This window comes from Ralstonia sp. Ralssp135, assembly GCF_047304345.1.
Lineage (GTDB): Bacteria > Pseudomonadota > Gammaproteobacteria > Burkholderiales > Burkholderiaceae > Ralstonia > Ralstonia chuxiongensis.
Genome location: NZ_JBGLYZ010000012.1, coordinates 1 through 24,010, shown reverse-complemented (window position 1 = coordinate 24,010; position 24,010 = coordinate 1). Strand labels below are relative to the sequence as shown.

General features: G+C 65.1%; 22 protein-coding genes. 11 read left to right on the top strand and 11 right to left on the bottom strand.

Going from position 1 to position 24,010, the window contains the following annotated elements; all coding sequences use genetic code 11:
- Positions 1–105: 105 nt before the first annotated feature.
- The gene (locus ACCD03_RS10940) at positions 106–1,038 is read left to right on the top strand and encodes a 2-hydroxyacid dehydrogenase (protein WP_413411525.1); all 933 of its coding nucleotides are present in this window, start codon (positions 106–108) and stop codon (positions 1,036–1,038) included.
- A 24-nt stretch (positions 1,039–1,062) separates the two neighbouring features.
- On the opposite strand, the gene ACCD03_RS10935 is transcribed toward ACCD03_RS10940, so the two are convergent.
- Positions 1,063–2,319, bottom strand: coding sequence for a branched-chain amino acid ABC transporter substrate-binding protein (locus ACCD03_RS10935; protein ID WP_024977669.1), 1,257 nt, complete (start codon positions 2,317–2,319; stop codon positions 1,063–1,065).
- Between the two features lie 229 nt (positions 2,320–2,548).
- Here ACCD03_RS10935 and ACCD03_RS10930 point away from each other — a divergent pair, with 229 nt between their 5' ends.
- From ACCD03_RS10930 to ACCD03_RS10920, 3 genes are all read left to right on the top strand, one after another.
- Positions 2,549–3,214: a TetR/AcrR family transcriptional regulator gene (locus tag ACCD03_RS10930; RefSeq protein ID WP_413411524.1), complete on the top strand. Its 666-nt coding sequence runs from the start codon at positions 2,549–2,551 to the stop codon at positions 3,212–3,214.
- Positions 3,215–3,255: 41 nt separating this feature from the next.
- Positions 3,256–4,701 (top strand): MFS transporter, encoded by a 1,446-nt coding sequence (locus ACCD03_RS10925; RefSeq protein ID WP_413411523.1) that lies wholly within the window; start codon positions 3,256–3,258, stop codon positions 4,699–4,701.
- 95 nt (positions 4,702–4,796) lie between these two features.
- Positions 4,797–5,231 (top strand): HIT family protein, encoded by a 435-nt coding sequence (locus tag ACCD03_RS10920; protein WP_253541433.1) that lies wholly within the window; start codon positions 4,797–4,799, stop codon positions 5,229–5,231.
- A gap of 9 nt (positions 5,232–5,240) precedes the next feature.
- On the opposite strand, the gene ACCD03_RS10915 is transcribed toward ACCD03_RS10920, so the two are convergent.
- The 4 genes from ACCD03_RS10915 to ACCD03_RS10900 are packed head-to-tail and all read right to left on the bottom strand — an operon-like array spanning position 5,241 to position 11,264.
- A complete protein-coding gene (locus ACCD03_RS10915) occupies positions 5,241–8,420 on the bottom strand; it encodes an efflux RND transporter permease subunit (RefSeq protein ID WP_413411522.1) in 3,180 nt (1,059 codons plus the stop codon).
- A gap of 11 nt (positions 8,421–8,431) precedes the next feature.
- Entirely contained in the window at positions 8,432–9,622 is a 1,191-nt protein-coding gene (locus ACCD03_RS10910) for an efflux RND transporter periplasmic adaptor subunit (protein ID WP_413411521.1), read from the bottom strand.
- A 23-nt stretch (positions 9,623–9,645) separates the two neighbouring features.
- Entirely contained in the window at positions 9,646–10,917 is a 1,272-nt protein-coding gene (locus ACCD03_RS10905) for a TolC family protein (RefSeq protein ID WP_413411520.1), read from the bottom strand.
- Positions 10,917–11,264, bottom strand: a complete 348-nt coding sequence (locus tag ACCD03_RS10900; protein WP_413411519.1) for a hypothetical protein — start codon at positions 11,262–11,264, stop codon at positions 10,917–10,919. Before ACCD03_RS10900 ends, ACCD03_RS10905 begins: the two co-directional genes overlap by 1 nt.
- Positions 11,265–11,457: 193 nt before the next feature.
- On the opposite strand from ACCD03_RS10900, the gene ACCD03_RS10895 reads away from it, so the two are divergent.
- Entirely contained in the window at positions 11,458–12,132 is a 675-nt protein-coding gene (locus tag ACCD03_RS10895; protein WP_413411518.1) for a heavy metal response regulator transcription factor, read from the top strand.
- 8 nt (positions 12,133–12,140) lie between these two features.
- Positions 12,141–13,550: a heavy metal sensor histidine kinase gene (locus ACCD03_RS10890; protein ID WP_413411584.1), complete on the top strand. Its 1,410-nt coding sequence runs from the start codon at positions 12,141–12,143 to the stop codon at positions 13,548–13,550.
- Positions 13,551–13,558: 8 nt separating this feature from the next.
- On the opposite strand, the gene ACCD03_RS10885 is transcribed toward ACCD03_RS10890, so the two are convergent.
- A complete protein-coding gene (locus ACCD03_RS10885; RefSeq protein WP_045203446.1) occupies positions 13,559–13,921 on the bottom strand; it encodes a DUF2917 domain-containing protein in 363 nt (120 codons plus the stop codon).
- A gap of 252 nt (positions 13,922–14,173) precedes the next feature.
- Between ACCD03_RS10885 and ACCD03_RS10880 the strand changes: the two genes are divergently transcribed.
- Positions 14,174–15,130, top strand: a complete 957-nt coding sequence (locus tag ACCD03_RS10880) for a TauD/TfdA dioxygenase family protein (protein WP_413411517.1) — start codon at positions 14,174–14,176, stop codon at positions 15,128–15,130.
- Between the two features lie 2 nt (positions 15,131–15,132).
- Here the strand turns inward: ACCD03_RS10880 and ACCD03_RS10875 are convergent, their stop codons facing one another.
- Positions 15,133–16,647: a M20 family peptidase gene (locus tag ACCD03_RS10875; RefSeq protein ID WP_413411516.1), complete on the bottom strand. Its 1,515-nt coding sequence runs from the start codon at positions 16,645–16,647 to the stop codon at positions 15,133–15,135.
- A gap of 301 nt (positions 16,648–16,948) precedes the next feature.
- Here ACCD03_RS10875 and ACCD03_RS10870 point away from each other — a divergent pair, with 301 nt between their 5' ends.
- Together ACCD03_RS10870 and ACCD03_RS10865 are read left to right on the top strand one after the other, a co-directional pair.
- Complete coding sequence (locus ACCD03_RS10870) at positions 16,949–18,367, top strand: PLP-dependent aminotransferase family protein (protein WP_024977656.1); 1,419 nt, start codon at positions 16,949–16,951, stop codon at positions 18,365–18,367.
- A 61-nt stretch (positions 18,368–18,428) separates the two neighbouring features.
- Positions 18,429–18,866 (top strand): DUF3005 domain-containing protein, encoded by a 438-nt coding sequence (locus ACCD03_RS10865; RefSeq protein ID WP_325651159.1) that lies wholly within the window; start codon positions 18,429–18,431, stop codon positions 18,864–18,866.
- Positions 18,867–18,909: 43 nt separating this feature from the next.
- On the opposite strand, the gene ACCD03_RS10860 is transcribed toward ACCD03_RS10865, so the two are convergent.
- Positions 18,910–19,644 carry an NUDIX hydrolase gene (locus ACCD03_RS10860; protein ID WP_325651161.1) on the bottom strand — a complete coding sequence of 245 codons (735 nt, stop codon included), beginning with the start codon at positions 19,642–19,644 and terminating at the stop codon, positions 18,910–18,912.
- A 98-nt stretch (positions 19,645–19,742) separates the two neighbouring features.
- Here ACCD03_RS10860 and ACCD03_RS10855 point away from each other — a divergent pair, with 98 nt between their 5' ends.
- Together ACCD03_RS10855 and ACCD03_RS10850 are read left to right on the top strand one after the other, a co-directional pair.
- A complete protein-coding gene (locus tag ACCD03_RS10855) occupies positions 19,743–20,792 on the top strand; it encodes an SPFH domain-containing protein (RefSeq protein ID WP_413411515.1) in 1,050 nt (349 codons plus the stop codon).
- A complete protein-coding gene (locus ACCD03_RS10850; RefSeq protein ID WP_413411514.1) occupies positions 20,789–21,721 on the top strand; it encodes a sugar kinase in 933 nt (310 codons plus the stop codon). Before ACCD03_RS10855 ends, ACCD03_RS10850 begins: the two co-directional genes overlap by 4 nt.
- A 49-nt stretch (positions 21,722–21,770) precedes the next feature.
- Here the strand turns inward: ACCD03_RS10850 and ACCD03_RS10845 are convergent, their stop codons facing one another.
- The 3 genes from ACCD03_RS10845 to ACCD03_RS10835 are packed head-to-tail and all read right to left on the bottom strand — an operon-like array spanning position 21,771 to position 23,865.
- Positions 21,771–22,550, bottom strand: coding sequence for an enoyl-CoA hydratase-related protein (locus ACCD03_RS10845; RefSeq protein WP_260782038.1), 780 nt, complete (start codon positions 22,548–22,550; stop codon positions 21,771–21,773).
- Entirely contained in the window at positions 22,547–22,981 is a 435-nt protein-coding gene (locus ACCD03_RS10840; RefSeq protein ID WP_413411513.1) for a MarR family winged helix-turn-helix transcriptional regulator, read from the bottom strand. The genes ACCD03_RS10845 and ACCD03_RS10840 overlap by 4 nt, the downstream gene beginning before the upstream one ends.
- Complete coding sequence (locus ACCD03_RS10835; protein WP_413411512.1) at positions 22,978–23,865, bottom strand: serine aminopeptidase domain-containing protein; 888 nt, start codon at positions 23,863–23,865, stop codon at positions 22,978–22,980. Before ACCD03_RS10835 ends, ACCD03_RS10840 begins: the two co-directional genes overlap by 4 nt.
- Positions 23,866–24,010: the final 145 nt, after the last annotated feature.

The window sequence follows — 24,010 nt, the reverse complement described above, 5'->3', positions numbered from 1 at the left end:
CAGCAAGGCGGCTGGGCGCGCGTTATCATCGCCAAGCGCCGTGCGACGCACCTCCTTGCCGACCGGGCCTTGCCCCATTCATGCGGCTCGCCTCCTCTCCTGACCATGCAACCGACCCTGCTGCTCCTCATTGCGATGACGCCCGAGAACGTGGCGCAGATCGCTGAACATTTTCACGTCATCCATGCACCGACCCGCGCCGAACGCGATGCCGCCATCGCGCGCGACGGCCAAGATGTCCGCATCGTGCTGACCAACGGCTCGACGGGCCTGACCGGAGCGGAAATTGCCGCGATGCCAAAGCTGGAACTCGCGTGCGCGCTGGGCGCCGGCTTCGAAAACATCGATGTGGAGGCCGCCCGCGCACGTGGCGTAGCGGTGGCCAACGGCGCCGGCACCAACGACGCCTGCGTGGCCGACCATGCCTTTGGCTTGCTGCTGGCCACCGTGCGTGGCATTCCCAAGCTGGATCGATCCACACGCCACGGCGTCTGGCGCGACGACATTCCGCTGCAACCGGGTGTTTGCGGCAAGCGCCTGGGCATCGTCGGCCTGGGCACCATCGGGCTGCAGATCGCGCGCCGCGCTGCCGGTTTCGACATGCAGATCGGTTATCACAACCGCAAGCCGCGCGACGGCGTGTCGTATCGCTACTTCGATGCGCTCAAGGACATGGCGGAGTGGGCGGACTTCCTGATCGTTGCCACGCCGGGCGGTGCGCAGACCAAGCACCTCGTCAACCAGACGATCCTGGAAGCGCTGGGCCCGAACGGCTACGTGGTCAACATTGCGCGCGGCAGCGTGGTCGATACGGCCGCGCTGGAAGCGGCCATCCGCTCGGGCAAGCTGGGTGGCGCAGGGCTGGATGTGTATGAGAGCGAGCCCAAGCCGCCGGCCGGGCTACTGGACCTGGAGCAGGTCGTGCTGACGCCCCACATTGCCGGCTGGTCGCCGGAATCGGTGCAGGCTACGGTGGATCGCTTTCTGGAGAACGCCCGCGGGCACCTGGCGGGCACAGGGGTGGTGTCCCCGGTGTAAGCCAGGAACACCACCATCACGCGATTACGACGCCGGACGCTTCATCTGGCACGACGTCGGCTGGGCCGCAAGGTGCGGTTCCAGCGTGACGTCGGTACGCCAGCCGTAGCCGGTGTTTTCCTGGTCGTACTTGATCTTCTTGCCGTCGGCCTTCACCCAGGTGGTCACGTACAGCGTCTGCTGCGCCTGGTGGTCGGTCTTGCGCATCTCGATCGGGCCGTTGAGGCCGTCGACCGTCATGCCTTCCATCACCTTGGCCACCTTGGCAGGCTCGGCTGAACCGCTGGTCTTGATGGCCTTGGCCAGGAAGGCGATGCCCGTGTAGACATCGGCGTTGAAGAAGTCGTCGTTGTACTTTTTCTTGAAGCCGTCGAGCACGGCGCTCGTCTTGGGGTTGCCGTCGTTCGGCGCGAAGTAGCTGATGACCTTCACGCGATCCGCGCCTGAGGCGCCCATCGCCGTTGGCACACCGGTCGTACCTGCGTAGTACGTATAGAAATTGGTGGTGAGCCCCGCGTCCTTCGATGCGCGGATCAGCAGTGCCAGATCGCTCCCCCAGTTGCCCGTGATGACCGTATCGGCGCCGGACGCACGAATCTTCGCAACATACGGCGAGAAGTCCTTCACCTGCGCGAGCGGGTGCAGATCTTCACCCACCACCTGGATGTCCGGACGCTTGCGCTTGAGGTACTCCTTGGCCGCGCGCGCCACCTGGTGGCCGAACGAGTAGTTCTGGTTCAGCAGATAGACCTTCTTGATGTTCTGGTCCTTGGCGAGATAGCTCGTCAGGGCCTCCATCTTCATGTCGGAGTTGGCATCCAGACGGAAGTGCCAGTAGTTGCACTTGTTGTTCGTCATGTCCGGATCGACCGCCGCGTAGTTCAGATAGATGATCTCCTTGCCCGGGTTGCGGTCGTTGTACTTGGCGATGGCGTCCTGCAGCGCCATGCCAACGCTGGAGCCGTCGCCCTGCGCGACGTAGCGGATGCCCTGATCGGTGATCTGCTTGAGGATCGTCAGGCTTTCTTGCGGCGAAACCTTGTTGTCAAAGCCGACGACTTCAAACTTGGTGCCATTACCGCTCCAGTTCTGCTGGTTGGCCAGATCGGCCGCGTATTGCCAGCTGCGCAGCTGGTTCTGGCCCAGCGCGCCCATCAGCCCGGACAGCGGATCGATCCACGCGATCTTGACGGTCTCGGCGTGGACGGTGCTCGGGCAAAATGCGCCCGCGAATGTGCCAACTGCTGCCGCCGCGCACAGCGCGAGTCGGAATGCCTTCATGCAAATGTCTCCTGATGTCTTATCGTTTGACGCCGTGCAGAAGGCATCGTCGAGCATGGTTCTTGCACTAAACCGCAAACCAAGGCTTACGGTAGCTCGATCCTTCCATACACAAACGTATGTGCATGGTAGGAGTGCGTTTGTTGCCGTGTCAACCCGCGCAAACCTGGGGGGCTCAGCACGATTTAAGCGCTGGACAGCCCCGCCAGCGGGGCTAGAATCCGCCTTCATGCCCAAGCCATCCCCGCAGATCGACGAACGCGACGAAGCCGTCGAAGTCGATGCCGACTCCGCCTCCCCCACTGCGCCGCGTGCACAGCTCACGCCTGACGACTGGGTGCGCGCCGCCACCGACCTGCTTGTGACAAAGAGCATCGATGCCGTGCGCGTGGATGTGCTCGCCAAGCAGCTGGACGTGACGCGCGGCAGCTTCTACTGGCACTTCAAGAACCGCGACGATCTGCTGCACCAGGTGTTGCAGGACTGGAGCGAACGCACGCGCGTGGGCCCCAAGCTGGAGCGGCAAAACCCGTCGGTGCAGGGGCTCGTGCGCGATCTGCTCGCACTGCCGTTTCGCGGACGCAGCGCCCGCCGCACGGCCATGATCGAATTCGCCATCCGTGCCTGGGCGCGGCGCGACCCGATGGCGCAAGAAGCCGTCGAAGCCGTCGACGAGCATCGTATGGATTACTACGTCCAACATTTCCAGGCGATCGGCTTTGCGCGCAAGGACGCCAAGACGCGCGCCTTCATGCTGTACGCCTACCAACTTTCCGAAGCCTCGCTCTGGCACCAGGGCAGCAAGCCCGACAAGGACGCGCGCCGCCGCTTCTTTGAAGACACGCTGCTCGCGGGTGCACCCTCTGACGGTTCGGCGGCGCCGTCGCGGGAATAAATCGTGCTGCATGGGGCGCATTCCACTTTGAGTGCGCCGCGATGCCCGAATCGCCAGCCTTTCACACATCCGACCTGCCCAGCCGGCTCGATCGCCTGCCCTGGAGCCGCTTTCACACGCGCATGGTCATTGCGCTGGGTATTACGTGGTTGCTAGACGGCCTGGAGGTGACGCTGGCCGGCGCTGTGGCGGGCGCCCTCAAGCAAAGCCCCTCGCTGCATCTCACCAACGCGCAGGTCGGCATTGCCAGCAGCGCATACCTGGTCGGTGCGGTGTTCGGCGCACTGCTGTTCGGCTGGATGACGGATCGACTGGGCCGCCGCAAGCTGTTCTTCATCACGTTGGGCGTCTACATCCTGGCCACGCTGGCGACAGCGTTTTCGTGGAGCTTTGCCAGCCTCGTCGTGTTTCGCGTGCTCACAGGCGCAGGGATCGGCGGTGAATATGCGGCCATCAACTCGACCATCCAGGAGCTGACGCCGGCACGCGTGCGCGGCTGGACGGATCTCGCCATCAACGGCACGTTCTGGATCGGCGCCGCGGTGGGCGCAGGCGCGTCATTGTGGCTGCTGGACCCGGCGCACATGAGCCTCGACACCGGCTGGCGGCTGTGCTTCTTCATCGGCGCCCTGCTGGGGCTCATCATTCTGGTGATGCGTTTCTGGATTCCGGAAAGCCCGCGCTGGCTCATCACGCGCGACCGGCACGAAGAAGCGCAAACCATCGTGCAGGACATCGAAAGCGAAATCGCCGCGCGCGGCCATCGCTTCGATACCGCGCCGCTGCCAGCATTGCGCATGCGCAGCCGCAGCCATCCACGCTTGATGGAAGTCGCGCGCGTGCTGTTCGTGCAGCACCGGCAACGCGCGCTCGTGGGCCTCGCGCTGATGGCGGCACAGGCATTTTTCTACAACGCGATTTTCTTCACCTACGCGCTGGTGCTGACCGATTTCTATGACGTGCCCGCAACGAAGGTCGGCACATATCTGTTGCCATTCGCACTGGGCAATTTTCTCGGGCCGCTGCTGCTGGGGCGATTGTTTGACGCGGTGGGCCGGCGCACGATGATTGCCGCGACCTACGCCATCAGCGGCGTGCTGTTGCTGGTGAGTGGGGCGCTGTTCAAGGCGGGTGTGCTCGATGGCACCACGCAGACCATCGCGTGGACCGTGGTGTTCTTCTTTGCATCGGCCGCCGCCAGCTCGGCGTACCTGACGGTGAGCGAAACCTTTCCGCTCGAGGTGCGCGCGCTGGCCATCGCGCTGTTCTATGCCGTGGGCACGGGGCTTGGCGGCGTGGCCGGGCCGGCGCTGTTCGGCTGGCTGATCGATACGCACTCGCGCAGTGCCGTGTTCGGCGGCTATGCGTTTGGCGCGGTGCTGATGCTGCTGGCCGCCGCTGTGCAGGCTTGCTGGGGGACAGCGGCCGAACGCAAACCGCTAGAACACGTGGCTGCGCCGCTGTCGGTGGACGACAGCCCGGCTTGATCTGCGCCAAACCTGCGCCATGCGCGCCGTCGCCGGTCGCCTATATACTTTCGCGCAGCGCTTTCCCGTGCATTTCCCGCTTATTGGAGACACCCATGCCTGACGCGACTTACGACAACCAGAATATCTTCGCCAAGATCCTGCGCGGCGAGCTGCCCTGCATCAAGGTGTACGAAGACGACCACACGCTTGCCTTCATGGACATCATGCCGCAGGCCGACGGCCACGTGCTGGTGTTGCCCAAGGAAGGCGCGGCAGAGCTGTTCGACCTGTCGGACGATGCCGCATCGGCCGCCATCCGCACCACCCGCAAGCTGGCGCGCGCCGTGCGTGCTGCGTTCACGCCGCCGGGCATCGCAGTCTTCCAGCTCAATGGCAGCGCTGCCGGCCAGACGGTGCCGCACGTGCACTTTCACGTGCTGCCGCGCTACAGCGATACCCCGCTGCAACCGCACGCCCGCGTGCAGGCCGACAGCGACAAGCTCAAGGCCCACGCCGAGAAGATCATCGCCGCACTGCAAGCGGAATAAGCGCCGCCGTTACGGCGTAGCAGACGGCACTGCCGAATCTGCCTGCGCCGTGGCGCCTTCTCGCCCATCCTCCCGTCGATAGGCCAGCCGGTACAGCACCGGCAGCACCAGCAGCGTCAGCGCCGTCGACGACAGAATCCCGCCAATCACCACCGTCGCCAGCGGCCGCTGCACCTCCGCGCCCGTGCCGGTTGCCAGCGCCATCGGCACGAAGCCGAGCGACGCCACCAGCGCCGTCATCAGCACCGGGCGCAAGCGTGTGAGCGCACCCTCACGCACGGCCTCGTCGACCGACTGGCCGCTCTCGCGCAAGCTGCGGATGAAGCTCAGCATCACCAGCCCGTTGAGCACTGCTACGCCCGACAACGCGATGAAGCCCACCGCCGCTGAAATCGACAGCGGAATACCGCGCGACGCCAGCGCCAGAATGCCGCCCGACAGCGCAAACGGAATGCCCGAGAACACGAGCAAACCATCCTTCAGATTGCCGAACATCATGAACAGCAGCGTGAGCACCATGGCCAGCGCCAGCGGCACCACGATCTGCAGGCGCTCAGTGGCTGACTGCAGCTGTTCGAACTGCCCGCCCCACGCCATCCAGTAACCGGCCGGCAGACGCACCTGCGCATCGAGCACCGCCTGCGCCTCTTCCACAAACGAGGCAATATCGCGCCCGCGCACATTGGCGCTGACGACGATGCGGCGCTTGCCATCTTCGCGGCTGACCTGGTTGGGACCCGTGGCCTCGTTGAGCGTGGCGACATCCGACAGCGGCACGTAGCCCTGGCCGTTCGGCAACGCCAGCGGCAAGCGGCCCAGTGCAGCCGGGTCGCTGCGTGAGGTTTCCGGCAGGCGCACGACAATGCCGAAACGACGGTCGCCCTGGAAGACCGTGCCCGCATCCTTACCGCCGATGGCTGCGGACACCGTGTCCTGAATCGCCCCGATCGAGAGGCCGTAGCGCGCAGCCTTGTCACGATCGATGTCGACGTTCAGGAACGGCAGCCCGCCGGTCTGTTCGATCTTCACCTCCGTTGCGCCGGTCAGCTTGCCGAGCTGCGCTGCAATGATCCTGGCCTGCGCTTCCAGCACGCCCATGTCGTCGCCGAAGAGCTTGACGGCCACATCGCTGCGTACGCCGGAGATCAGCTCGTTGAAGCGCAACTGAATCGGCTGCGAGAACTCGTATGCATTGCCGGGCAGTGCTTCCACCGTGGTACGAATGTCGGCGAGCAATTGGTCACGGTTGCGGCGTTTGCCGTCGGGGCCGGCGGGCCAGTCGCGCTCGGGCTTGAGCATGATGTAGCCGTCGGAGATGCTGGGCGGCATCACGTCAGTCGCGACTTCCGCCGTGCCGGTGCGCGCGAAGACACGCTCGATCTCGGGAAACTTCGCCTTGAGCGCGCGCTCGATCTGCATCTGCATGTCCAGCGATTGCGCGAGGCCCGTGCCCGGCACGCGCATCGCCTGGATGGAGAAATCGCCCTCGTTCAGGTTGGGGACGAACTCTGCGCCCAGGCGGGTGGCAGCCACCAGCGAGACCGATACGGCCACCGCTGCAAAAGTCAGCACCACGGCGGGCGCGGCCAAGACGCGCTCAAGCAGCGGCGCATACATGCGGCGCGCCCAGCCCATCAGGCGGTTCTCTTTCTCAGCCACGCGTTCGCCAATGAACAACGCCACGGCAGCCGGCACAAACGTGATGGAAAGAATCATGGCCGCAGCCAGTGCCAGCACGACCGTGATCGCCATCGGGTGGAACATCTTGCCCTCCACACCCGAGAGCGCGAAGATTGGCAGGTACACCACCATGATGATGATCTGCCCATACAGCAGCGGGCGACGTGCTTCTCGGGCGGCTTCGAACACCTCTTCAAAGCGCTCGGCGCGCGTGAGCGGTCGACCGCGCGATTCCTGCGCGTGCGCGAGGCGCCGCACGCAGTTCTCGACGATCACCACGGCGCCGTCAACGATGATGCCGAAATCCAGCGCACCCAAACTCATCAGGTTGGCGCTCACCTTGGCCGACACCATGCCGCTGAACGTCATCAGCATCGACAACGGAATCACCAGTGCGGTCAGCAAGGCTGCACGCAGGTTGCCCAGGAAGAGGAACAGCACCGCCATCACCAGAATCGCGCCTTCCAGCAGGTTTTTCTTGACCGTGGCGATGGCCTTGTCGACGAGCACCGTACGGTCGTACACAGACTCCACACGAATGCCCGCTGGCAACGTCTTGCGAATCTCCTGCATGCGCTTGCCCACCGCCTGCGAAACGGTGCGGCTGTTCTCGCCCATCAACAGAAACGCCGTGCCCAGCACCACCTCGCGCCCGTTGCTGGTAGCCGCACCCGTGCGCAGTTCGCTGCCGCTTTCGATGGTGGCGACGTCACGCAAGCGCACCGGCGTGCCGTTGGGGCTGGCGAGCACCACGTTTCCGATGTCGGCCGCATCACGCAACTGACCGGGCGCGCGCACAAGGTATTGCTCGCCCTTGCGTTCGATATAACCAGCGCCGATGTTGGCGTTGTTGCGCTCAAGCGCGGCCACCACGTCGGCCAACGTGAGCTTGTACGAAGCCAGGCGTTCCGGGCTTGTTGCCACCAGGAATTCCTTTGCGAAGCCGCCGATGGTGTTGACTTCCGTCACGCCCGGCACGTTGCGGATCTGCGGACGGATCACCCAGTCCTGCAACTCGCGCAAGTCTGCGGGGGTGTAGGCAGTGCCGTCGGGCTTGCGTGCGCTGGCATCGGCCTCCACGGTCCACAAGTAGATTTCGCCCAGGCCGGTGGAGACGGGCCCCATGCTTGGCGAAATGCCATCGGGCAATTGCTCTTTCGCGGCTTGCAGGCGCTCGCTCACCAGTTGGCGCGCGAAGTAGATGTCGGTGCCTTCCTTGAAGATCACCGTCACCTGCGACAGGCCGTAGCGCGAGAGCGAGCGCGTCTGCTCCAGCCTCGGCAAGCCGGCCATGGCGGTTTCCAGCGCATAGGTGATGCGCTGCTCGGTCTCCAACGGAGAATAGCCCGGTGCCGGGGTGTTGATCTGCACCTGCACGTTGGTAATGTCAGGCACCGCATCGATGGACAAGCGCGTGTAGCTGTACGCGCCAAACGCGGCGGCCGCCAGCACGGCCAGCAGCACCAGCCAGCGCTGAGCGATGACGGTGCGCAAGAGGCGTTCAAACATGGCGCCTCCCTTTAGTGGCCGTGGTCGGCGGACTTGCCGGCTTCGGCCTTCAGCACGTAGCTGTTGGCTGCGGCGTAGTGCGTGCCGGCGGGAAGACCCTCCAGGATTTCCGTCCAGCTGCCGTCAGTGCGGCCTGTCTTGACGGGACGCACTTCAAAGCCGGTCGGCACGGGCACGAACACCGACGGCTTGTCATCCACGGTCTGCACGGCATCGGCGCGCACCGCCACGGGCACCTGCACACGCCCCGATTCAACCGACACGTTGACGAACATGCCCGGGCGCCATGCCAGCTTGGGGTTGTCGAGCGTCACGCGGGCGGGCGCGGTGCGGGTCTGCTCGCCCAGCAATGCGCCAACGTACGAGACCTTGCCTTGCACGGCGGTGCCGGTGGCCGTGGCGCGCACGGTGGCCAAGGCGTTGGCCGTGACCGCCTCCAGATCCTTGGCAGTAACGGAGAAATCCGCCCACACGGTGCGCAGATCAGCCACGGTAAACACGGCCGTTTCCGCCTGCACCGCCTCGCCCTGCGACAGGTGCTTGGCCACCACCACGCCATCAAACGGTGCACGCAGCTCGAAGCGATTCAACGCCGAACCCGCTGGCGCGGCACCAATGGCCGTCAGCTTTTGGCGAGCGTTGTCCGCCGCAATGCGGGCTTCCTGCAGCGATGTACGCGCCTGCTGGTAATCCTGTTCGGCGGCGATGCCCTGCTCCCACAAGCGCTTTTCGCGCGTGTGCGTTTCCTGCGCGAGCGCAAGGCGTTGCTGGGCCGCCTGCAGTTCGCTGCGTTGATCCGACAGCGCGGGGCTGGACAGCACGGCCAGCAGTTGGCCGCGCGCTACCGGTTGGCCAAGCTCCACCGCTACCTTCTCCGCCACGCCTGCCACACGGGGGACCACGTGGGCGGTGCGGTCTTCGTTCAGGCGAATTTCACCGGGCAGGACAACCTCCGTTCGCAGCTCGGCAGCGCCTGCGGTTTCCACGCCGATCTTTGCATTGGCGATGGCTTCGGCCGTCATGGCAAGCGTTTCGGCGTGGTGTGCCTCGGCCTGCTCGGTGGCGGCGGGTGCAGGTGCCGCCTCGGCCTCGGACGTCGCAGCCTGGCGCGCACCCATGCCGAACCACAGCCCGGCAGCGGCCAGCGCACCCAGCACGACGATGAGCGCGATGGCGCGCCGTTGTTTCGGTGGAAGTGTCATGTCAGCAGAAAGAAAGGGCCGCACTACCGGCCGAGGATGCGATCGATTCCGGCGGCCGCCTGATGCGCGCGGGACAGCGCGGCCAGGTATTGCGCGCGCGCCTGGAACAGCGTGCGCTGGGCGTCCAGCACATCGAGGAAATTGAACTTGCCGGCATCAAAGCCGATGCGTGCGGCGTCATACGCGCGCTGCGCACCGGGCAATACGTCTTGCCGCAGCGACTGCACGGCGGCGCGGGCCGCGTCGAGCCGCGCCACGTCCTGCGCGAGCGTGGCGTTCTGCTCAAGCTGCAGCGCACGATAGTCTTCAAGCGCCTTGTCGGCCAACCGCTGTGCTTCGAGCTGGCTGCCCTGGTTGCGATCAAACAGCGGCAAAGGCACAGCAATGCCGAGCACCGCCATGTTGTTGTTCGCGGCGCTGTCGCGCTTGGCGCCCACCGTGAGCGTCACATCGGGCACGCGCTTGCTGCGCTCCACGTTGGCGAGCGCCTGGCGCCGGTCGATCTCCATACGGGCGCGGATGGCGCGGGGCGAGTTTTCCAGCGTGCCGGTCGCTTGGCGTGCCTCTGGCGGCACGACGGGCAACGTCTCTGCGCTGCCATCGGCTTGGGGCGCCGCAGAAGGCGAGCCCCAGAAGGCCGCCAATGCGCGCTGGGCGACCAGCAGCTCGGCATTCGCGTCACGCAGTTCGATGGCGGCACTTGCGCGGGCCACGCCAGCCTTGGTTTGCTCCACCGGCGACACTTTTCCCGCCTGCACGCGCCGCGCAGCGGCGGATTCGGCCTGGGCCGCCAACGCATCCGACGCCTGCGCGAGCACCAGGCGCTCCTGCGCAATCACGAGGTCGAAGAAGGCCCGCGTGACATCCGCACGCAACTCGGCCTGCAGCACGGCGGCATCTTGCGCCGTGGCGTCTCGGGCGATTTCTGCGGCGCGCGTACGGGCACCGCGCTTGCCGCCCAGTTCCAATGGGATATTCAGTTGCGCCGTCATCGTGGCGCGGTCGCGACGAACGTCTTCTGTCGTGAAGGCGGCTTCGGGATTGCGCAGTCGGCGGGCTTGGTCGAGCGCGCCTTCACTGGCGGCCACTTCATAGCCGGCTGCGGCCAGCGCCGGATGCGACTGCACCGCGCGTTCAACGGCTTGCTGCAGCGTCACGCGTTCGGATGACGCAGCCGCAGACCCACCGGGCATAGAAAGCGCCACCGGAGCGACGGGCTCAGTCGCCGCTGCGGTGGCCAACGGGGCGGCCAGAAGACACAAAAGGACCGCCCCGGCGGGCTGGAAACAGCGCATTACGCAATCGCGCCGTCGGTGTACGGATCGCGTGCGCCAGTCTTTGCACCATCGGTGTAGGGGTCACGGGCGCCGACGCGGGCATCGAGCACCGTTTGTGCTGCACCGTCCGTGTACGCATCGCGGGCGCCGGTTTTGCCGCCGTCGGTGTAGGGGTCACGCGTACCGGACTTGGCGCCATCGGTGTACGGGTCACGCGCGCCGGCCTTGGCCAGCGGCGCGGCCATCGACTTGATCTGCGGAGCGCAGCAGGCATTCTGATTGTCTTGCGCGGCCACGGCCGTGCCGGTTGCCAGCATTGCGGCCAGTGCAGCCAGGGGAAGCACGCGTTGGAATCGGATCGACATGAGAATCTCCTTCAAAAGGCCTGACATCAGCAAACAGGAAAGGGGGGCGATGTCAGTGGGGCCAGTCTAGGGAGCGGTGCACCACGCGGGCATGACTCGAAGATGACAAACTTGTCATCTTTGTGCCGCCGTCTGGGGTTTTGGCATATCGTGGCGGCACTGGCGGGGCATCAAGCGCACGCCATTTTTCATCATGCGACTGCTGATTGTTGAAGACGAGCCCAAGGCGGGCGATTACCTCCTCAAGGGACTGACGGAATCCGGCTTTGTGGCTGACCTTGCCCGCACGGGCCCTGATGGTCTCTTCCAGGCCATGGAGCATGACTACGACCTGATCGTGCTCGACATCATGCTGCCCGGCATGGACGGTTGGCAGGTGCTGCAGGAACTGCGCCGCCGCAAGAGCACGCCGGTGCTGTGCCTGACCGCGCGCGACGAACTGGCCGACCGCCTGAAAGGCCTGGAGCTGGGCGCAGACGATTACCTCGTCAAACCCTTCGCCTTTGCCGAACTGGTGGCGCGTGTGCGCACCATCCTGCGGCGCGGCCCGCTGCGCGAAAGCGAGATCCTCGAAATTGCCGACCTGACGATCGACACGATCAAGCGCCGGGTGACACGCGCAGGACAACGCATTGACCTGACCGCCAAGGAATACGCGCTGCTGCATCTGCTGGCACGCCGCGCGGGGGAGGTGCTATCGCGATCGCTGATCGCCTCCCAGGTGTGGGATGTGAATTTCGACAGCAACACCAACGTGGTGGATGTATCGATCCGGCGACTGCGCGCCAAGGTGGACGACCCGTTCGAGCACAAGCTGATCCACACGTTGCGCGGGATGGGCTACGTGCTGGACGCGGTGGATCGCTGATGAGGCCGCTGATGCGCTGGCCTGCATCGCTTGCCAGCAGGCTTGTGCTGGCGTTTGTGGTGGTGGCATCCGTCACGCTCACGGCGGCCGGCACGTATCTGTACTTCGCGCTCAACGCGCAACTGCGCGTGGCTGACGATGCAATGCTGCTCGGCAAGATCACGCAGCTTCGCCATTTGGCCAGTGAGGCGCTCAACGCCGACGATCTGGCGCGCACCGCGCACCGCTATACCGATGTGGTGTCGGGCCACGATGGGCTGATCCTGCGCATTGCTACGCCCGAAGGCCGCACGCTCGTTGAGGTGAACCCCGAGGGCGAACAGGTGACGATGCCGCCGGTGGTTGCGGCTGCGGTGCCGCCGTCGGAGTCTTCCGTACAGACTTGGACGTCGATGACGGGCATGGCATCGCGCGCCGTGGCTGCGGAGGCATGGCTGGGGCAGAACACCGCAAAAGTCATCGTGCTGGTCGCGCAGGATGGCGACAGCCGTGCAGCATTGCTGACCAAATACCAGCGCCACATCGTGTTTGCTGTGATCGGCGGTGTGGCAGCGGTGGCGCTGCTGAGCCTGTTGCTCGTGCGCGGCACGCTGCGCGGGTTGGCACGCATCGGCAATCAGGCAGCGGCCGTGGTGCCGAGCCAGCTTGATACGCGCCTCACGCTGCAGGGCGCGCCACGTGAGCTGGCCGACTTGCTGGCTTCACTCAACGCCATGCTCACGCGCCTGCAGGATGGCTTTGCGCGGCTCTCGCAGTTCTCGGCAGACCTGGCGCATGACTTCCGCACACCGCTGGCCAATCTGGTGGGCCAGACTGAAGTGACGCTCGCCCACCCGCGCACGGTCGAGGAATACCGCAGCGTGCTCGAATCCAACCTGGAGGAATATGCGCGCCTGTCGCACATGATCGAAGACATGCTGTTCCTGGCACGCGCGGACCACGCACGCGTGGCGCTGGCCATCGCGCCGCTGGATGCACGGCACGAGGTCCAGGTGCTGGTCGACTACTTCGAGGCGGTAGCTGCTGACCGTGACATCACCATCGACGTACGCGGCGATGCGCAACTGCGCGCAGATGCGACGTTGCTGCGCCGGGCGATCAACAACCTGCTCGACAACGCGCTGCGTCACACGCCCGCCGGAGCGCGCATCGATGTGGCGATCGAGTTGATGCCGCAGGGCATCGCAATTGCCGTGAGCAACCCGGGGGCAGGCATTCCGGCCCCCGCCCTGCCGCTGCTGTTCGAGCGGTTCTATCGGGGCGACCCCTCACGAGCGCAATCCGGGGCGCAGTCAAGCCAGTCCACCGGGTTGGGACTGGCCATCGTCAAAACCATCATGGACCTGCACGGCGGTAGCGTGCAGGCCAGCAGCCCGCCGGGTGGGCGGACCGAGTTCCGGCTCGTGTTTCCGGCTTGACGCGAGGCTTAGGTGCCAATCCGCTGTGCCGACGGCGTACGCGCAGCATCTTGCCCGTCGTCACGCAGAATCTGCCGATACGCAGCCACCACCAGCAAACCGATGAAGCGCAGCAGGCGGCGCGGGGCGTTGATGTCTTCGGTCACGGCAAAGCGCGCCGGCGTGCCGTCAACCGGTTCACCGGAAAGCCAGAAGCGCACGCCCGCCGGTACATCGATCGACTGGCCTGGCTTGAGCCAGATGTCCTGCCGCTGATGCTCTTGCGTGACCCACAACAGCCCGGCTTGTGCGGCGATGGTTTGGGCCCGTGCCGACCGCCAGCTCACCGGCACGCCCGGCCGGTCCAGTTCGAAGATTCTGATTTCGCGCATGATTGAGACTCCTGTGCCGGGGTTCGTGGGGGATTTTTATGGGGACTGCGGATCGGCACGGGTCCATCTTGCGCGGCAGCTCAAGCCGTTGACATGAACAGTTGTGAACAGTTTGGCTGAACTGTTCAGCATCTTTCGCGAACAGTTCAGTGCAGTGACGGACAGAACTGCATTTGGATATGTCAAACCGTTCGTTTTCCGTTGAGCGCCGGCTGGCTAGCATGGTCCATCGCCATTCCTGACGGAGCTGCCATGCCACACGACCACAATGCCGCCATCGACACCACGTTTGGCACCCTGCGCGTACGCCGGGTGGCCGGCCACATCGGCGGGGAGATTCTCGATCTCAAGCTCGACGCGGATCTGACGGAAGACGCGTTTGCGAGCCTGTATGCCGCGCTGCTCAAATACAAGGTGTTGTTCTTTCGCGACCAGCAGCATCTGGACGACGACGAGCATCAGGCCTTTGGCAAGCGTTTCGGCCGCATCGTCGCCCACCCGACCGTGCCGGCACCCACCGGCACGCAACTATTTGAACTCGACGCATCAAAAGGCGGTGGCCGTGCCGATTCGTGGCACACCGACGTGACGTTTCTCGATGCGTTTCCGAAGGTGTCGATCCTGCGCGCGGTGACGATTCCCGCTTACGGCGGCGACACTGTCTGGGCCAACACCGCCCGCGCCTACGAGCAGTTGCCCGACCCGCTCAAGCAGCTTGCCGAGCAACTCTGGGCCGTGCACACCAACGATTACGACTACGGCGCCGAGCGCACGCAGATTGACGGCGCACGCCTGCGCCATCACCGCGAGGTGTTTACCGCCTCGGTATATGAAGCCTCGCACCCGGTGGTGCACGTGCACCCCGAGACCAGCGAACGCGCCCTGCTGCTCGGCCACTTCGTCAAGCGCTTCACCGGCTTGGCGGGCAGCGAATCGACGCGGCTGTTCGAGCTGCTGCAGAACCGCGTGACGCGGCTCGACAACACCGTGCGCTGGCAATGGCGCCAGCACGACGTCGCCATCTGGGACAACCGCGCCACGCAGCACTACGCCATCAACGATTACGGCAACCAGCCGCGCTTGGTACGCCGCGTGACCGTGCACGGCGACACAGCCATCTCAGTAGACGGCAGCCGCAGCACGCAACTGCGCCGCCCCGAAGCCACCAACGACGCGCACATCGACACGCTGCTGGCGGCCTCGCACTGACATCAAGCCCCAGCCGCCTGCTGCACCAACCGGTGGTAGAACCGGATCAGCTCCACCAGATTGGCTTCGGTGATCCGCTCGTTGGTGCCGTGAAAGCGCGGCAAGTCTTCCGGCTTGGCGCGCACCGGCGAGAACCGATACACATGGTCGGCAATCTCGATCATGTGACGCGAATCCGTCGCACCGATCATCAGCCCCGGTGCCACGACCGTTGCCGGGAACAGTTCGCGCACCGTCTTGTTGATCAACTGATACGACGCCGATTGCGTGGGCGACACCGGCGAGGCCTCGCTCGAACCGGGCAGCCGGCTCAGTTCGAACTTGCCGTTGGGCGCCGCCGCCTTGGCGGCATCTTCCACGTGCGCGGTGACGGAAGCGATGGTGTCGCCAGGCAGCAGGCGGAAGTTGACCGTGGCCTCGGCGCGGCCGGGCAGCACGTTGTCCTTGTTGCCGGCCTGCACGATGGTCAGCGCGGTGGTGGTACGCAGCATGGCGTTGGAGCTGGCCGACGCTTCCAGCTGCTTCTGCACCAGCGGCCCGAACAGCCACAGGTTGGACAGCGCCACGCGGCTGAAACCCTGCATCTCAGGCGCCAGCGTTGCAAACATCTCCTGCGCAACACCGCGAATGCCGGCGGGCAATTGATCGTCATCCAGCCGCTTGAGCGTGGCGCTCATCATGGCGATGGCGCTCTGCCCGTGTGGTGGCGGCATCGACGAATGCCCCGGCGTGGCCCCCACCTTGAGTTGCACGGAGAGAAAGCCCTTCTCTGCCACGCCGATCAGCGCCGCAGGTTTGGTGAGCCCCGGCAGCACGCCTTCGGTAATCAGCAGGCCTTCGTCGATCACGAAGTCGAGACGCTCGCCGCGTGATTTGAGCAGCGCAGCGATCTGCTTGGCACCGCGCTCACCGCCCACTTCCTCGTCGGCGCCAAAGGCCAGGTGGATGGTGCGGCGTGGCTTGAAGCCGCTGGCGGCCAGCAGCTCGATGGCCTCCATCTGCGAGATCAGGTTGCCCTTGTCGTCCCACGCGCCACGGCCCCAGACCATGCCGTCTTTCACCACGCCGTCGAACGGCGGCTGGGTCCAGTCGCCTTCGGTGCCAGGGGCGATGGGCACGACGTCCTGGTGCGCCATCAACATGATGGGCTTTAGCGACGGGTCGGAGCCCTTCCAGGTGTAGAGCAACGCAAAGTCGCCCACTTGCTCACGCTGCAGCACGGCATGTGCCTTGGGATAGCGCGCCTCAAGCATGGCGTGCAACTGGCGGAACTGGTCGGCGTTCAGTTGCGCATCGGTCGCGCTCGACACGGTGCGTGCGCGTACGGCTTCGGCTAGGTGCGCCGCAGCGGCTGGGCCATCTACTGCGATCGGCGTGACAGCGGGCACATCAAGCTGGCGCGAGCTGTGCCGCCACGTGTTGAACGCCACGTAAGCGGCCACCAACACCACAACCGCAATGACCAGGCGCAACAGCCGCCCGATGACGGCTCCACGGCGTTTGAACGACGTACGCATTTGTCTCCTCTCCTTTGAAGGTGCATGGCCTTCGCCCGATTTATATGCGCCGGGCGTAATGCGCCAGTATCGCCGCAGTCGCTTGTATTCGGTGGGCTTCCGAATGCGGCCTCAAAACGCGCGAAAGAAAGGGCCGCCCCCCCTTTTCACGGAGCCAGCCAGGCGCATCGTCCCGAGGAGAATGCGGCCCGCCGCGTGATAACCCGCACCATCGCGTTCCGGCGTGTTTGGCTACAATGCCTGAACAGTACTGAACAGTTGGCCGCATCTGTTCATAAGCTTTCAGACTCGCCTCTACGCCATGAAACTCCTCATCGATGCCACCACCCGCGTGCCGATTGCCGACCAGATCGTGGCCGGCGTGCAGGCGTGGATCCGCGACAACGACGTGCGCCCCGGCGCCAAGCTGCCATCGATCCGGCAACTGGCGGCCGATTACGGCATCAGCCGCTTCCCCGTGATCGAGGCGTATGACCGATTGGTCTCGCTGGGCCTGCTGGACTCGCGCCACGGCTCGGGCTTCTATGTGGCCGAGAGCAACCTGACCGGGCGCGACGGGCGCGGCTGGTCAGACCCGCGCCGGGCAGAGGCTGAGTCCAAACACATCTTCGAGCAGTTCAGTTACCCCGACGGCATGCTCAAGCTCGGCGGCGGGTTCGTGCCGGCCGACTGGCGCGATGTCGACGGCCTGACGCAGGCCATCCGCCAGGTCTCTCGCACCGACACGCACGCGGTGATCGACTATTCCTCGCCACTTGGCAACATGGCGCTGCGCCATCAGGTCATGATGCGAGCACGCCAGCTTGGTATCCAGGCGGAACTGCCCAATGTGTTGATCACCGCCGGCACGAGCCAGGCGATCGACCTTGTGATGCGGCACCTGCTCAAACCCGGCGACACGGTGTTTGTGGAAGACCCGGGCTACTACACCGTGTTCGGCCTGCTGCGTTTGCATGGTGTGAAGCTGGTCGGCATTCCGCGCCGGAGCGACGGGCCCGACGTGGAAGTCACGGAAGCGATGCTGCGCGAACACCGGCCCAAGCTGTTCTTCATCAATAGCGTGCTGCAGAACCCGACCGGCTCGGTCGTGTCGCCGCCGGTCGCGTTTCGGCTGCTTGAGCTGGCGCGGCGCCACGGCTTCACGTTTCTGGAAGACGATATCTTTGCCGACCTGCAAGCCGATCCGACCGCGCGGCTGGCAACGCTGGACCAGCTCGACCAAGTGATCTACGTGGGCGGATTTTCGAAGACGGTGTCGGCGTCGCTGCCGGTGGGCTACCTGATTGCCAAGCGCGAGCTGGTGCATGACCTGACCAACGTGAAGATGCTCACCAGCGTGGGCGGCTCGCGTTTTGCCGAGGCCGTGGTGAGCACGTTGCTCGAGCGCGGTGCCTATCGCAAATATGTGGAGCGGCTGCGCCAGCGCGCGGGTGACTCCGTCATCGCGTCGCTCGATGTGCTGGCCGATGCGGGCTGGGAAGTGTTTCACCATCCCTCGGGCGGCAACTTCCTGTGGGCGCGTGTGCCGCATGTGGAGGATTCGCGCGATCTGGCGGCCACCGCAGAGAAGCACGGCGTGACGTTGGCGCCCGGGCATTACTTCCGCCCGAACCTGGAGGTATCGCCATGGGTGCGCATCAATAGCGCGTACGCAACGGAACCGCGTGCGGTGGCGTTCCTGCAGGAGGCAGGCAAACGGGCCACCCGCAAGCGCGCATAGACGCTGCGCTGGCATGACGGTTGCGGCAGGTTTGCCGTCCGCTCTCACTCAGGAGCCCGTTATGCCCTCCGAAAAGTTTCGCTCTGCCCGCCCGCCGCTGCGTGAAGTCGGCAAAGCAGGCACCACCTATATTCAAGGCCCGAGCCCGGCCGACCCCGTGCAGCAGGCATCACAGCGCATCCGCTCTGTAGACGCCGCCGGCACCGAAGCCTCCGGCAGCACGATCGACACGGACGGCAAAAGCCAGGAGGCGGTCAAAGACTCATCGCCGTGGCAAGACAACGTCATCTATTCCAACGCGTCGTTGGCCAACACCAGGCCCGAGCCTGATCCGGAAGCGCCGATTGCCGGCATCGACAGCCGCCGCAGCCACGGACAGCCAACGGTAGCGCCCGACAGCGGACACAAGCTCGTGCACCGCGGAGTGGTTGACGAGACCGTGCGCAACGGCACGCGCGCGGCGCAGCGATTTTCTTTGGAAGACGACGAGCAACCTTAGCCTGGTGCGCCGCCCCCCTCTGTCACGGCACCCGTCACCCCGCTCAGGTATTTGAATCCCCCGCGCGCGGGCTGAAGGTGCGCGGAAAGACGACCGGCGCGCTACGGTCAATCAGCCGGTAGCCCTTGGCGGGGCGGTACGAATCGCCTTCTGCCACCCCCGCCTCTTCCAGAAAATTGGCCGACAGCATTCGGGTGCGGAAGCCGCTTTTGTCGACCGGACGGCCGAGCACGATCTCATACATGCGCTGCAACTGCGGCAGCGAGAACGGCTCGGCCAGCAGAAACGCCGGCAACGACGTGTATTCGACCTTGCTGCGCAAACGCTCGACGGCAGTGCGCAGGATTTCCGCGTGGTCGAAGGCTAGCTCTGGCGCGCGCAGTACATCGTCCACCGCAAACCATGCCACGTCAGCCGCATTGGCGCCCTTGGCAAGCATCACGCCCTGCGCCGGCATCAACGCAAAGTAGACGTGCGTGGCCGACCAGCCGCGCGGGTCGCGCGTGGCCCCGCCCCAACTGCCCAACTGCTCCAGATACGGGCTGCCCACGCCGGTCTTCTCCAGCAGCTTGCGGCGCGCGCAGTCTTCCAGCGTGGCGTCGACGGCCGTATCGACAAATCCGCCGGGCAGCGCCCATGTGCCGGGAAAGGGCTCCCCTTCGGCGTTGGGGCGCTGAACGAGCAGCACGCGCAATACGTCATCCAGCACCGTGAAGATGACGACATCCACGGTGGTGAACGGCAGTGGGAAGGACTTGGCAGACGATCGGGTGGCCATGACGAATCACAAATTTCTTGACGGCCTCAATAGTAAGTTGTATTGTCCAACCAATACAAGTTGTACTGTACAACTCAATCACAAAAAGGGAGGTCACCATGTTCGGCATCCGTTTCATCAAGTCGCAGCCCACCGTTCACCTCATGCAGTTCCGCGCAGGTAAGGTCGTGCGCGAAGGCTCGGGCCTCTCGTTCTTCTATTACGGCCCGACGACCACGCTGGTGGCCGTGCCGGTGGCCAGCCAGGACCGCCCGTTCATCCTTGAACTGGTGACGGCCGATTTCCAGAGCGTGACCGTGCAGGGTCAGGTGACGTACCGCATCAGCGATCCGCGCCGCACCGCCGCGATGATGGACTTCTCGCTCGCCAAGAACGGTCAGAGCTACGTGTCGGAAGACCCGACGCGCCTGGGCGACCGCGTGGCGCAGCAAGTGGAGGTAATCGTGCAGCAGGCCGTGCAGGCGATGGAGCTGAAGGCAGCGCTGCGCGCATCGGCGGCCATCGCGCGCACCGCACAAGCCGAACTGGCGGCGCAGCCTGAAATTGCTGCGTTGGGGCTGGAGATCCTGGGCGTGTCCGTCATGGCGGTCAAGCCGACGCCCGACATTGCCCGCGCGCTGGAAGCCGAAGCACGCGAGTCCAACCTCAAGGCCGCGGACGACGCCGTCTATCTGCGCCGCATGTCGGCCGTGGAAAACGAACGCGCCATCCGCCAGAACGAGCTGGACACCGACATCGCCGTCGAGCAGAAGAAGCGCCAGATTCGCGAGACGCAGATGGAAGCCAAGGCCACCTTGATGCGCAAGGAGAATGCCCTGCGCAATGAGCAGATGGCCGCCGATGTGGAACTCGAAGGTCAGCGCAAGGCCTTCGTGGCCGGCCAAGCCGAGAACAGCCGCACGCTGGCCGAAGCCGAGGCCTATCGCGTGGCCGCCGTCATGCAGGCGCTGGAAAAGGCCGACCCGCGCATCGTCAACGCGCTTGCTGCGGCCGGCATGCAGCCTGGCCAGCTCATCGCACAGGCCTTTGGCGGCATTGCCGAACGTGCCGAACGCATCGGCCAGCTCAACGTGTCGCCAGAACTGCTGCAAGGGCTGATGAATGCCTCCACCGGCACAATCGGCACAACAGGCAGGGCCGCATCATGAGCACCGATGGCCGCAAGGTCGTGCTGGTGACGCGCCGCACCCGGCTTGAAGAACTGGTGGCGCGCCACCATACGCTGGCGCAGGCAAAGTTCTATCTCGAACACCTGGGCGCCGACTTTTCCGACTACGTGGCCGAGAACGCCGCCTACGCGCGCAGCCTGGAAATTACGGTGCGCGCGCTGGAAGCCTGGGGCCGCTACCAGGTGGTGGACCGCGGCTACCTGCCCAACTTCATCTTTGCGCCGGACGACATCATCGTGGCGCTTGGGCAAGATGGGCTGGTCGCCAACTCGATGAAGTATCTCGACGGCCAGCCGCTGATCGGCCTGAACCCCGAGCCCGGCCGCTGGGACGGCGTGCTACTGCCCTTCGAGCCGAAAGACCTTGGCACCGTGCTAGCCGACGTGGCGCGCGACAAGCGCCCTACCAAAGCGGTGACGATGGCCGAAGCGCGTCTGTCCGACGGGCAGGTGCTGCGCGCCGTCAATGACCTCTTCATCGGGCCGCGCACGCATGCGTCTGCGCTGTATGAAATCGAGCTGGGCGAGCGGCGCGAAGCGCAATCGTCGTCGGGGATCATCGTCGCCACGGGGTTGGGTTCGACGGCGTGGCTGAAGAGCATCGTGACCGGCTCGATGGGCGTTGCGCGCGCCATGCATGCGGGCGGCGATGGCTTCCGCTACGAACCCGAACCGTGGGACACCCCGCAACTGACGTTCGCCGTGCGCGAGCCGTTTCCGAGCCGCGCATCGCAGGCCACGCTCGTGTTCGGGCATGTGGATGCGGACCAACCGCTCAAGCTGCGCTCGCGCATGCCGGAGAACGGCGTGATCTTTTCCGACGGCATGGAAGCCGATTACCTGCGCTTTACCGCCGGCATGGAAGCGACGATTTCGGTGGCAGCCACGCAAGGGCGATTGGCGGTTTGAATGAAAAAAGGCGGCCGGACCAGGGCCGCCGAAGGAGACACCGCCGCGCTCAGTGCGCCACGGCGTTGAAATTGGGCGGCCGTCGATCGACGAACGCCCGGAAGGCTTCATGCGCCTCCGGAGACTTCAGGCGCTGCGCAAAGCAGGCGCTCTCCGCATCCATCTGCTGCTTGAGCAGTTCGGCATCGCGCATCAGGCGCTTGGTTTCAGTCAGGGCGCCCAGCGGCTGGCGCGCCAATCGCGCCGCAATGGCCTCCGCCTCCGTGCCGAGCTGATACAACGGCACCACCCGATTCGCCAAACCCCACGCGAGCGCCGATTCCGCGCTCACCGCATCGCCCAGCGCGAACATCTCGAACGCGCGCACATGGCCCAGGCGCGCGGGCATCAGCAGGCTCGATGCCGCTTCCGGCACCAGCGCCAGATTGACGAACGGCGTGGAAAGCTGCGCGTTGTCCGCCAAGAGCACGAAGTCGCAATGCAGCAGCATAGTCGTGCCGATACCGACCGCGCGGCCCTGCACTGCGGCCACCAGCGGGCGCGTGGCACGTGCCAGCGCATGCAGGAAGCGGATGACGTTGCGTTCGCCATCGCCCTTGCCACCGGTCATGGCAATCGATGCGAATTCGCCGATGTCGTTGCCGGCGGAGAACATGTCGCCTTCAGCGCGCAGCAGCACCACGCGCACGGTGTTGTCGCGCTCGGCGGCGTCCAGCGCATCGGCCAGCGCGCCGTACATCGCGTCGGTCATGGCGTTCTTCTTGTCGGCGCGTGCCAGGGTGAGCGTCAGCACGCCATCGGCGGTGCGGCTCTGGATGTGTTCACTCATTGCTCGTCTCCGTTGGGGAACTTGGTTTGCAGGCTGGCGAGCCAGCGTGCGACAACATCGATCTCGGCGTCGGTAAAGCCTTCGGTCAGCCGCGCATTCAGCTCGGCCAGGCCGTTGCGTGTTTCTGCCAAGGCTTCACGTCCGGCGGGCGTGATCCAGAGCTGCCAGGCGCGGCCATCCTTGGCATCGGCGCGGCGCTCGATCAGGCCGGCGTCGGAGGTACGATCGACCAGCCCGCTCATCGCAGAGGGGCCGAGGTCCAGCGCGGCACCGGCTTCGCGCATCAACGCGCCGTCGTTCTTTTCCAGGAAGAACAGCAGGCCAGACTGCGCGGCGGTCACACCCTCGGCGGTGCGCGTTTGAATCCAGCGCTGCAAGCGGCGTTGCCCGACGCTGATCAGATAGACAAGGCGACGATCAGGCGCGGTCATGCGGCCACCGCTTCAGCGCGCGTGGCTGCAGCTCGCTCGCTCAGCCAATCCACCAGACCTGGCCACAGCGTGGCGGCGAACTGCGCGCGGAAGAAGCCCATGTGCCCCACCGCGCCACCGGCCTGCGCGGGCGCGATCTGCCGGCGTTCGACCCACGTGTTCGTGAAATGCATCGTCAACGCGTTGATGGCGGCGGGCGTGGCCCACGGGTCGTCGTCAAAGCCATAGACGAGCACCGGATGCGTCACGCGGTTGAAGCGCTCGATAGCGCCGAGCGTCGGGTCGTCGAAAAAATAGCGCTGCATGCCAGCCCACGCGCCCCATTCGATGGCGACGCCGCCCGGCAGGTCTTCGCCCATGCCCATGCGCTTGCCGGGTACGTAGCCGATCAGCCGCGCCATCAGTGGCCCAACGCCGCGCAGGATCAGCTCCACGCGCCAACGTTCGCCACGTTGACGGATAAAGCGCGAGTTGCCCGTGTGGCAGGCCACCTGCACAACGCCCGCGACATCCCAGTCCGCACTGCACAAGCCGATGGCGTGACCGCCCACCGAATGCCCGACGGCGAGTTGCGACAGCTCCGGGTAACGAGCCCTTGCCCATCGCATCACGCCTTCGGCGTCGAGCAACGCCCAGTCGCGCATGCGGGCAGCAAAGCGGCGCAGGCTCTTGGGCCGGGATGCGCCGATGCCGCGGTAGTCATACGTGATGGTGTGGAAGCCGCGTTCGGCCAGAAACTTGGCGAACGCTTGGTAGATGCGTTGCGGCACGCCCGTGGCCGGATGCATGACCACCACGCCCTGCGGCGTGCCGGCGGCCCTCCAGAGCATGGCGCCCAGCGGGTAGCCGTCGGTGGCGGGAATGGTGTGCGGTGTGCTGTCCATGACGTGGGGTTTTTTTTGGTAAGAAATGTTTTTATTTTTTTTTGGAAAAAAAAAAAGAGTGAAACACGGGAAAAAAAAATAAAATGTTTAAAATTATGAGTAGGGATATTTTAAAAAAAAAGTAAAAAGGGTGGTATTAAAAAAA

Bases quoted from the DNA above. Each gene is read 5' to 3' on its own strand.
- ACCD03_RS10940 (WP_413411525.1), top strand. From the start codon at position 106: ATGCAACCGACCCTGCTGCTCCTCATTGCGATGACGCCCGAGAACGTG.
- ACCD03_RS10935 (WP_024977669.1), bottom strand. From the start codon at position 2,319: ATGAAGGCATTCCGACTCGCGCTGTGCGCGGCGGCAGCAGTTGGCACA.
- ACCD03_RS10930 (WP_413411524.1), top strand. From the start codon at position 2,549: ATGCCCAAGCCATCCCCGCAGATCGACGAACGCGACGAAGCCGTCGAA.
- ACCD03_RS10925 (WP_413411523.1), top strand. From the start codon at position 3,256: ATGCCCGAATCGCCAGCCTTTCACACATCCGACCTGCCCAGCCGGCTC.
- ACCD03_RS10920 (WP_253541433.1), top strand. From the start codon at position 4,797: ATGCCTGACGCGACTTACGACAACCAGAATATCTTCGCCAAGATCCTG.
- ACCD03_RS10915 (WP_413411522.1), bottom strand. From the start codon at position 8,420: ATGTTTGAACGCCTCTTGCGCACCGTCATCGCTCAGCGCTGGCTGGTG.
- ACCD03_RS10910 (WP_413411521.1), bottom strand. From the start codon at position 9,622: ATGACACTTCCACCGAAACAACGGCGCGCCATCGCGCTCATCGTCGTG.
- ACCD03_RS10905 (WP_413411520.1), bottom strand. From the start codon at position 10,917: ATGCGCTGTTTCCAGCCCGCCGGGGCGGTCCTTTTGTGTCTTCTGGCC.
- ACCD03_RS10900 (WP_413411519.1), bottom strand. From the start codon at position 11,264: ATGTCGATCCGATTCCAACGCGTGCTTCCCCTGGCTGCACTGGCCGCA.
- ACCD03_RS10895 (WP_413411518.1), top strand. From the start codon at position 11,458: ATGCGACTGCTGATTGTTGAAGACGAGCCCAAGGCGGGCGATTACCTC.
- ACCD03_RS10885 (WP_045203446.1), bottom strand. From the start codon at position 13,921: ATGCGCGAAATCAGAATCTTCGAACTGGACCGGCCGGGCGTGCCGGTG.
- ACCD03_RS10880 (WP_413411517.1), top strand. From the start codon at position 14,174: ATGCCACACGACCACAATGCCGCCATCGACACCACGTTTGGCACCCTG.
- ACCD03_RS10875 (WP_413411516.1), bottom strand. From the start codon at position 16,647: ATGCGTACGTCGTTCAAACGCCGTGGAGCCGTCATCGGGCGGCTGTTG.
- ACCD03_RS10870 (WP_024977656.1), top strand. From the start codon at position 16,949: ATGAAACTCCTCATCGATGCCACCACCCGCGTGCCGATTGCCGACCAG.
- ACCD03_RS10865 (WP_325651159.1), top strand. From the start codon at position 18,429: ATGCCCTCCGAAAAGTTTCGCTCTGCCCGCCCGCCGCTGCGTGAAGTC.
- ACCD03_RS10860 (WP_325651161.1), bottom strand. From the start codon at position 19,644: ATGGCCACCCGATCGTCTGCCAAGTCCTTCCCACTGCCGTTCACCACC.
- ACCD03_RS10855 (WP_413411515.1), top strand. From the start codon at position 19,743: ATGTTCGGCATCCGTTTCATCAAGTCGCAGCCCACCGTTCACCTCATG.
- ACCD03_RS10850 (WP_413411514.1), top strand. From the start codon at position 20,789: ATGAGCACCGATGGCCGCAAGGTCGTGCTGGTGACGCGCCGCACCCGG.
- ACCD03_RS10845 (WP_260782038.1), bottom strand. From the start codon at position 22,550: ATGAGTGAACACATCCAGAGCCGCACCGCCGATGGCGTGCTGACGCTC.
- ACCD03_RS10840 (WP_413411513.1), bottom strand. From the start codon at position 22,981: ATGACCGCGCCTGATCGTCGCCTTGTCTATCTGATCAGCGTCGGGCAA.
- ACCD03_RS10835 (WP_413411512.1), bottom strand. From the start codon at position 23,865: ATGGACAGCACACCGCACACCATTCCCGCCACCGACGGCTACCCGCTG.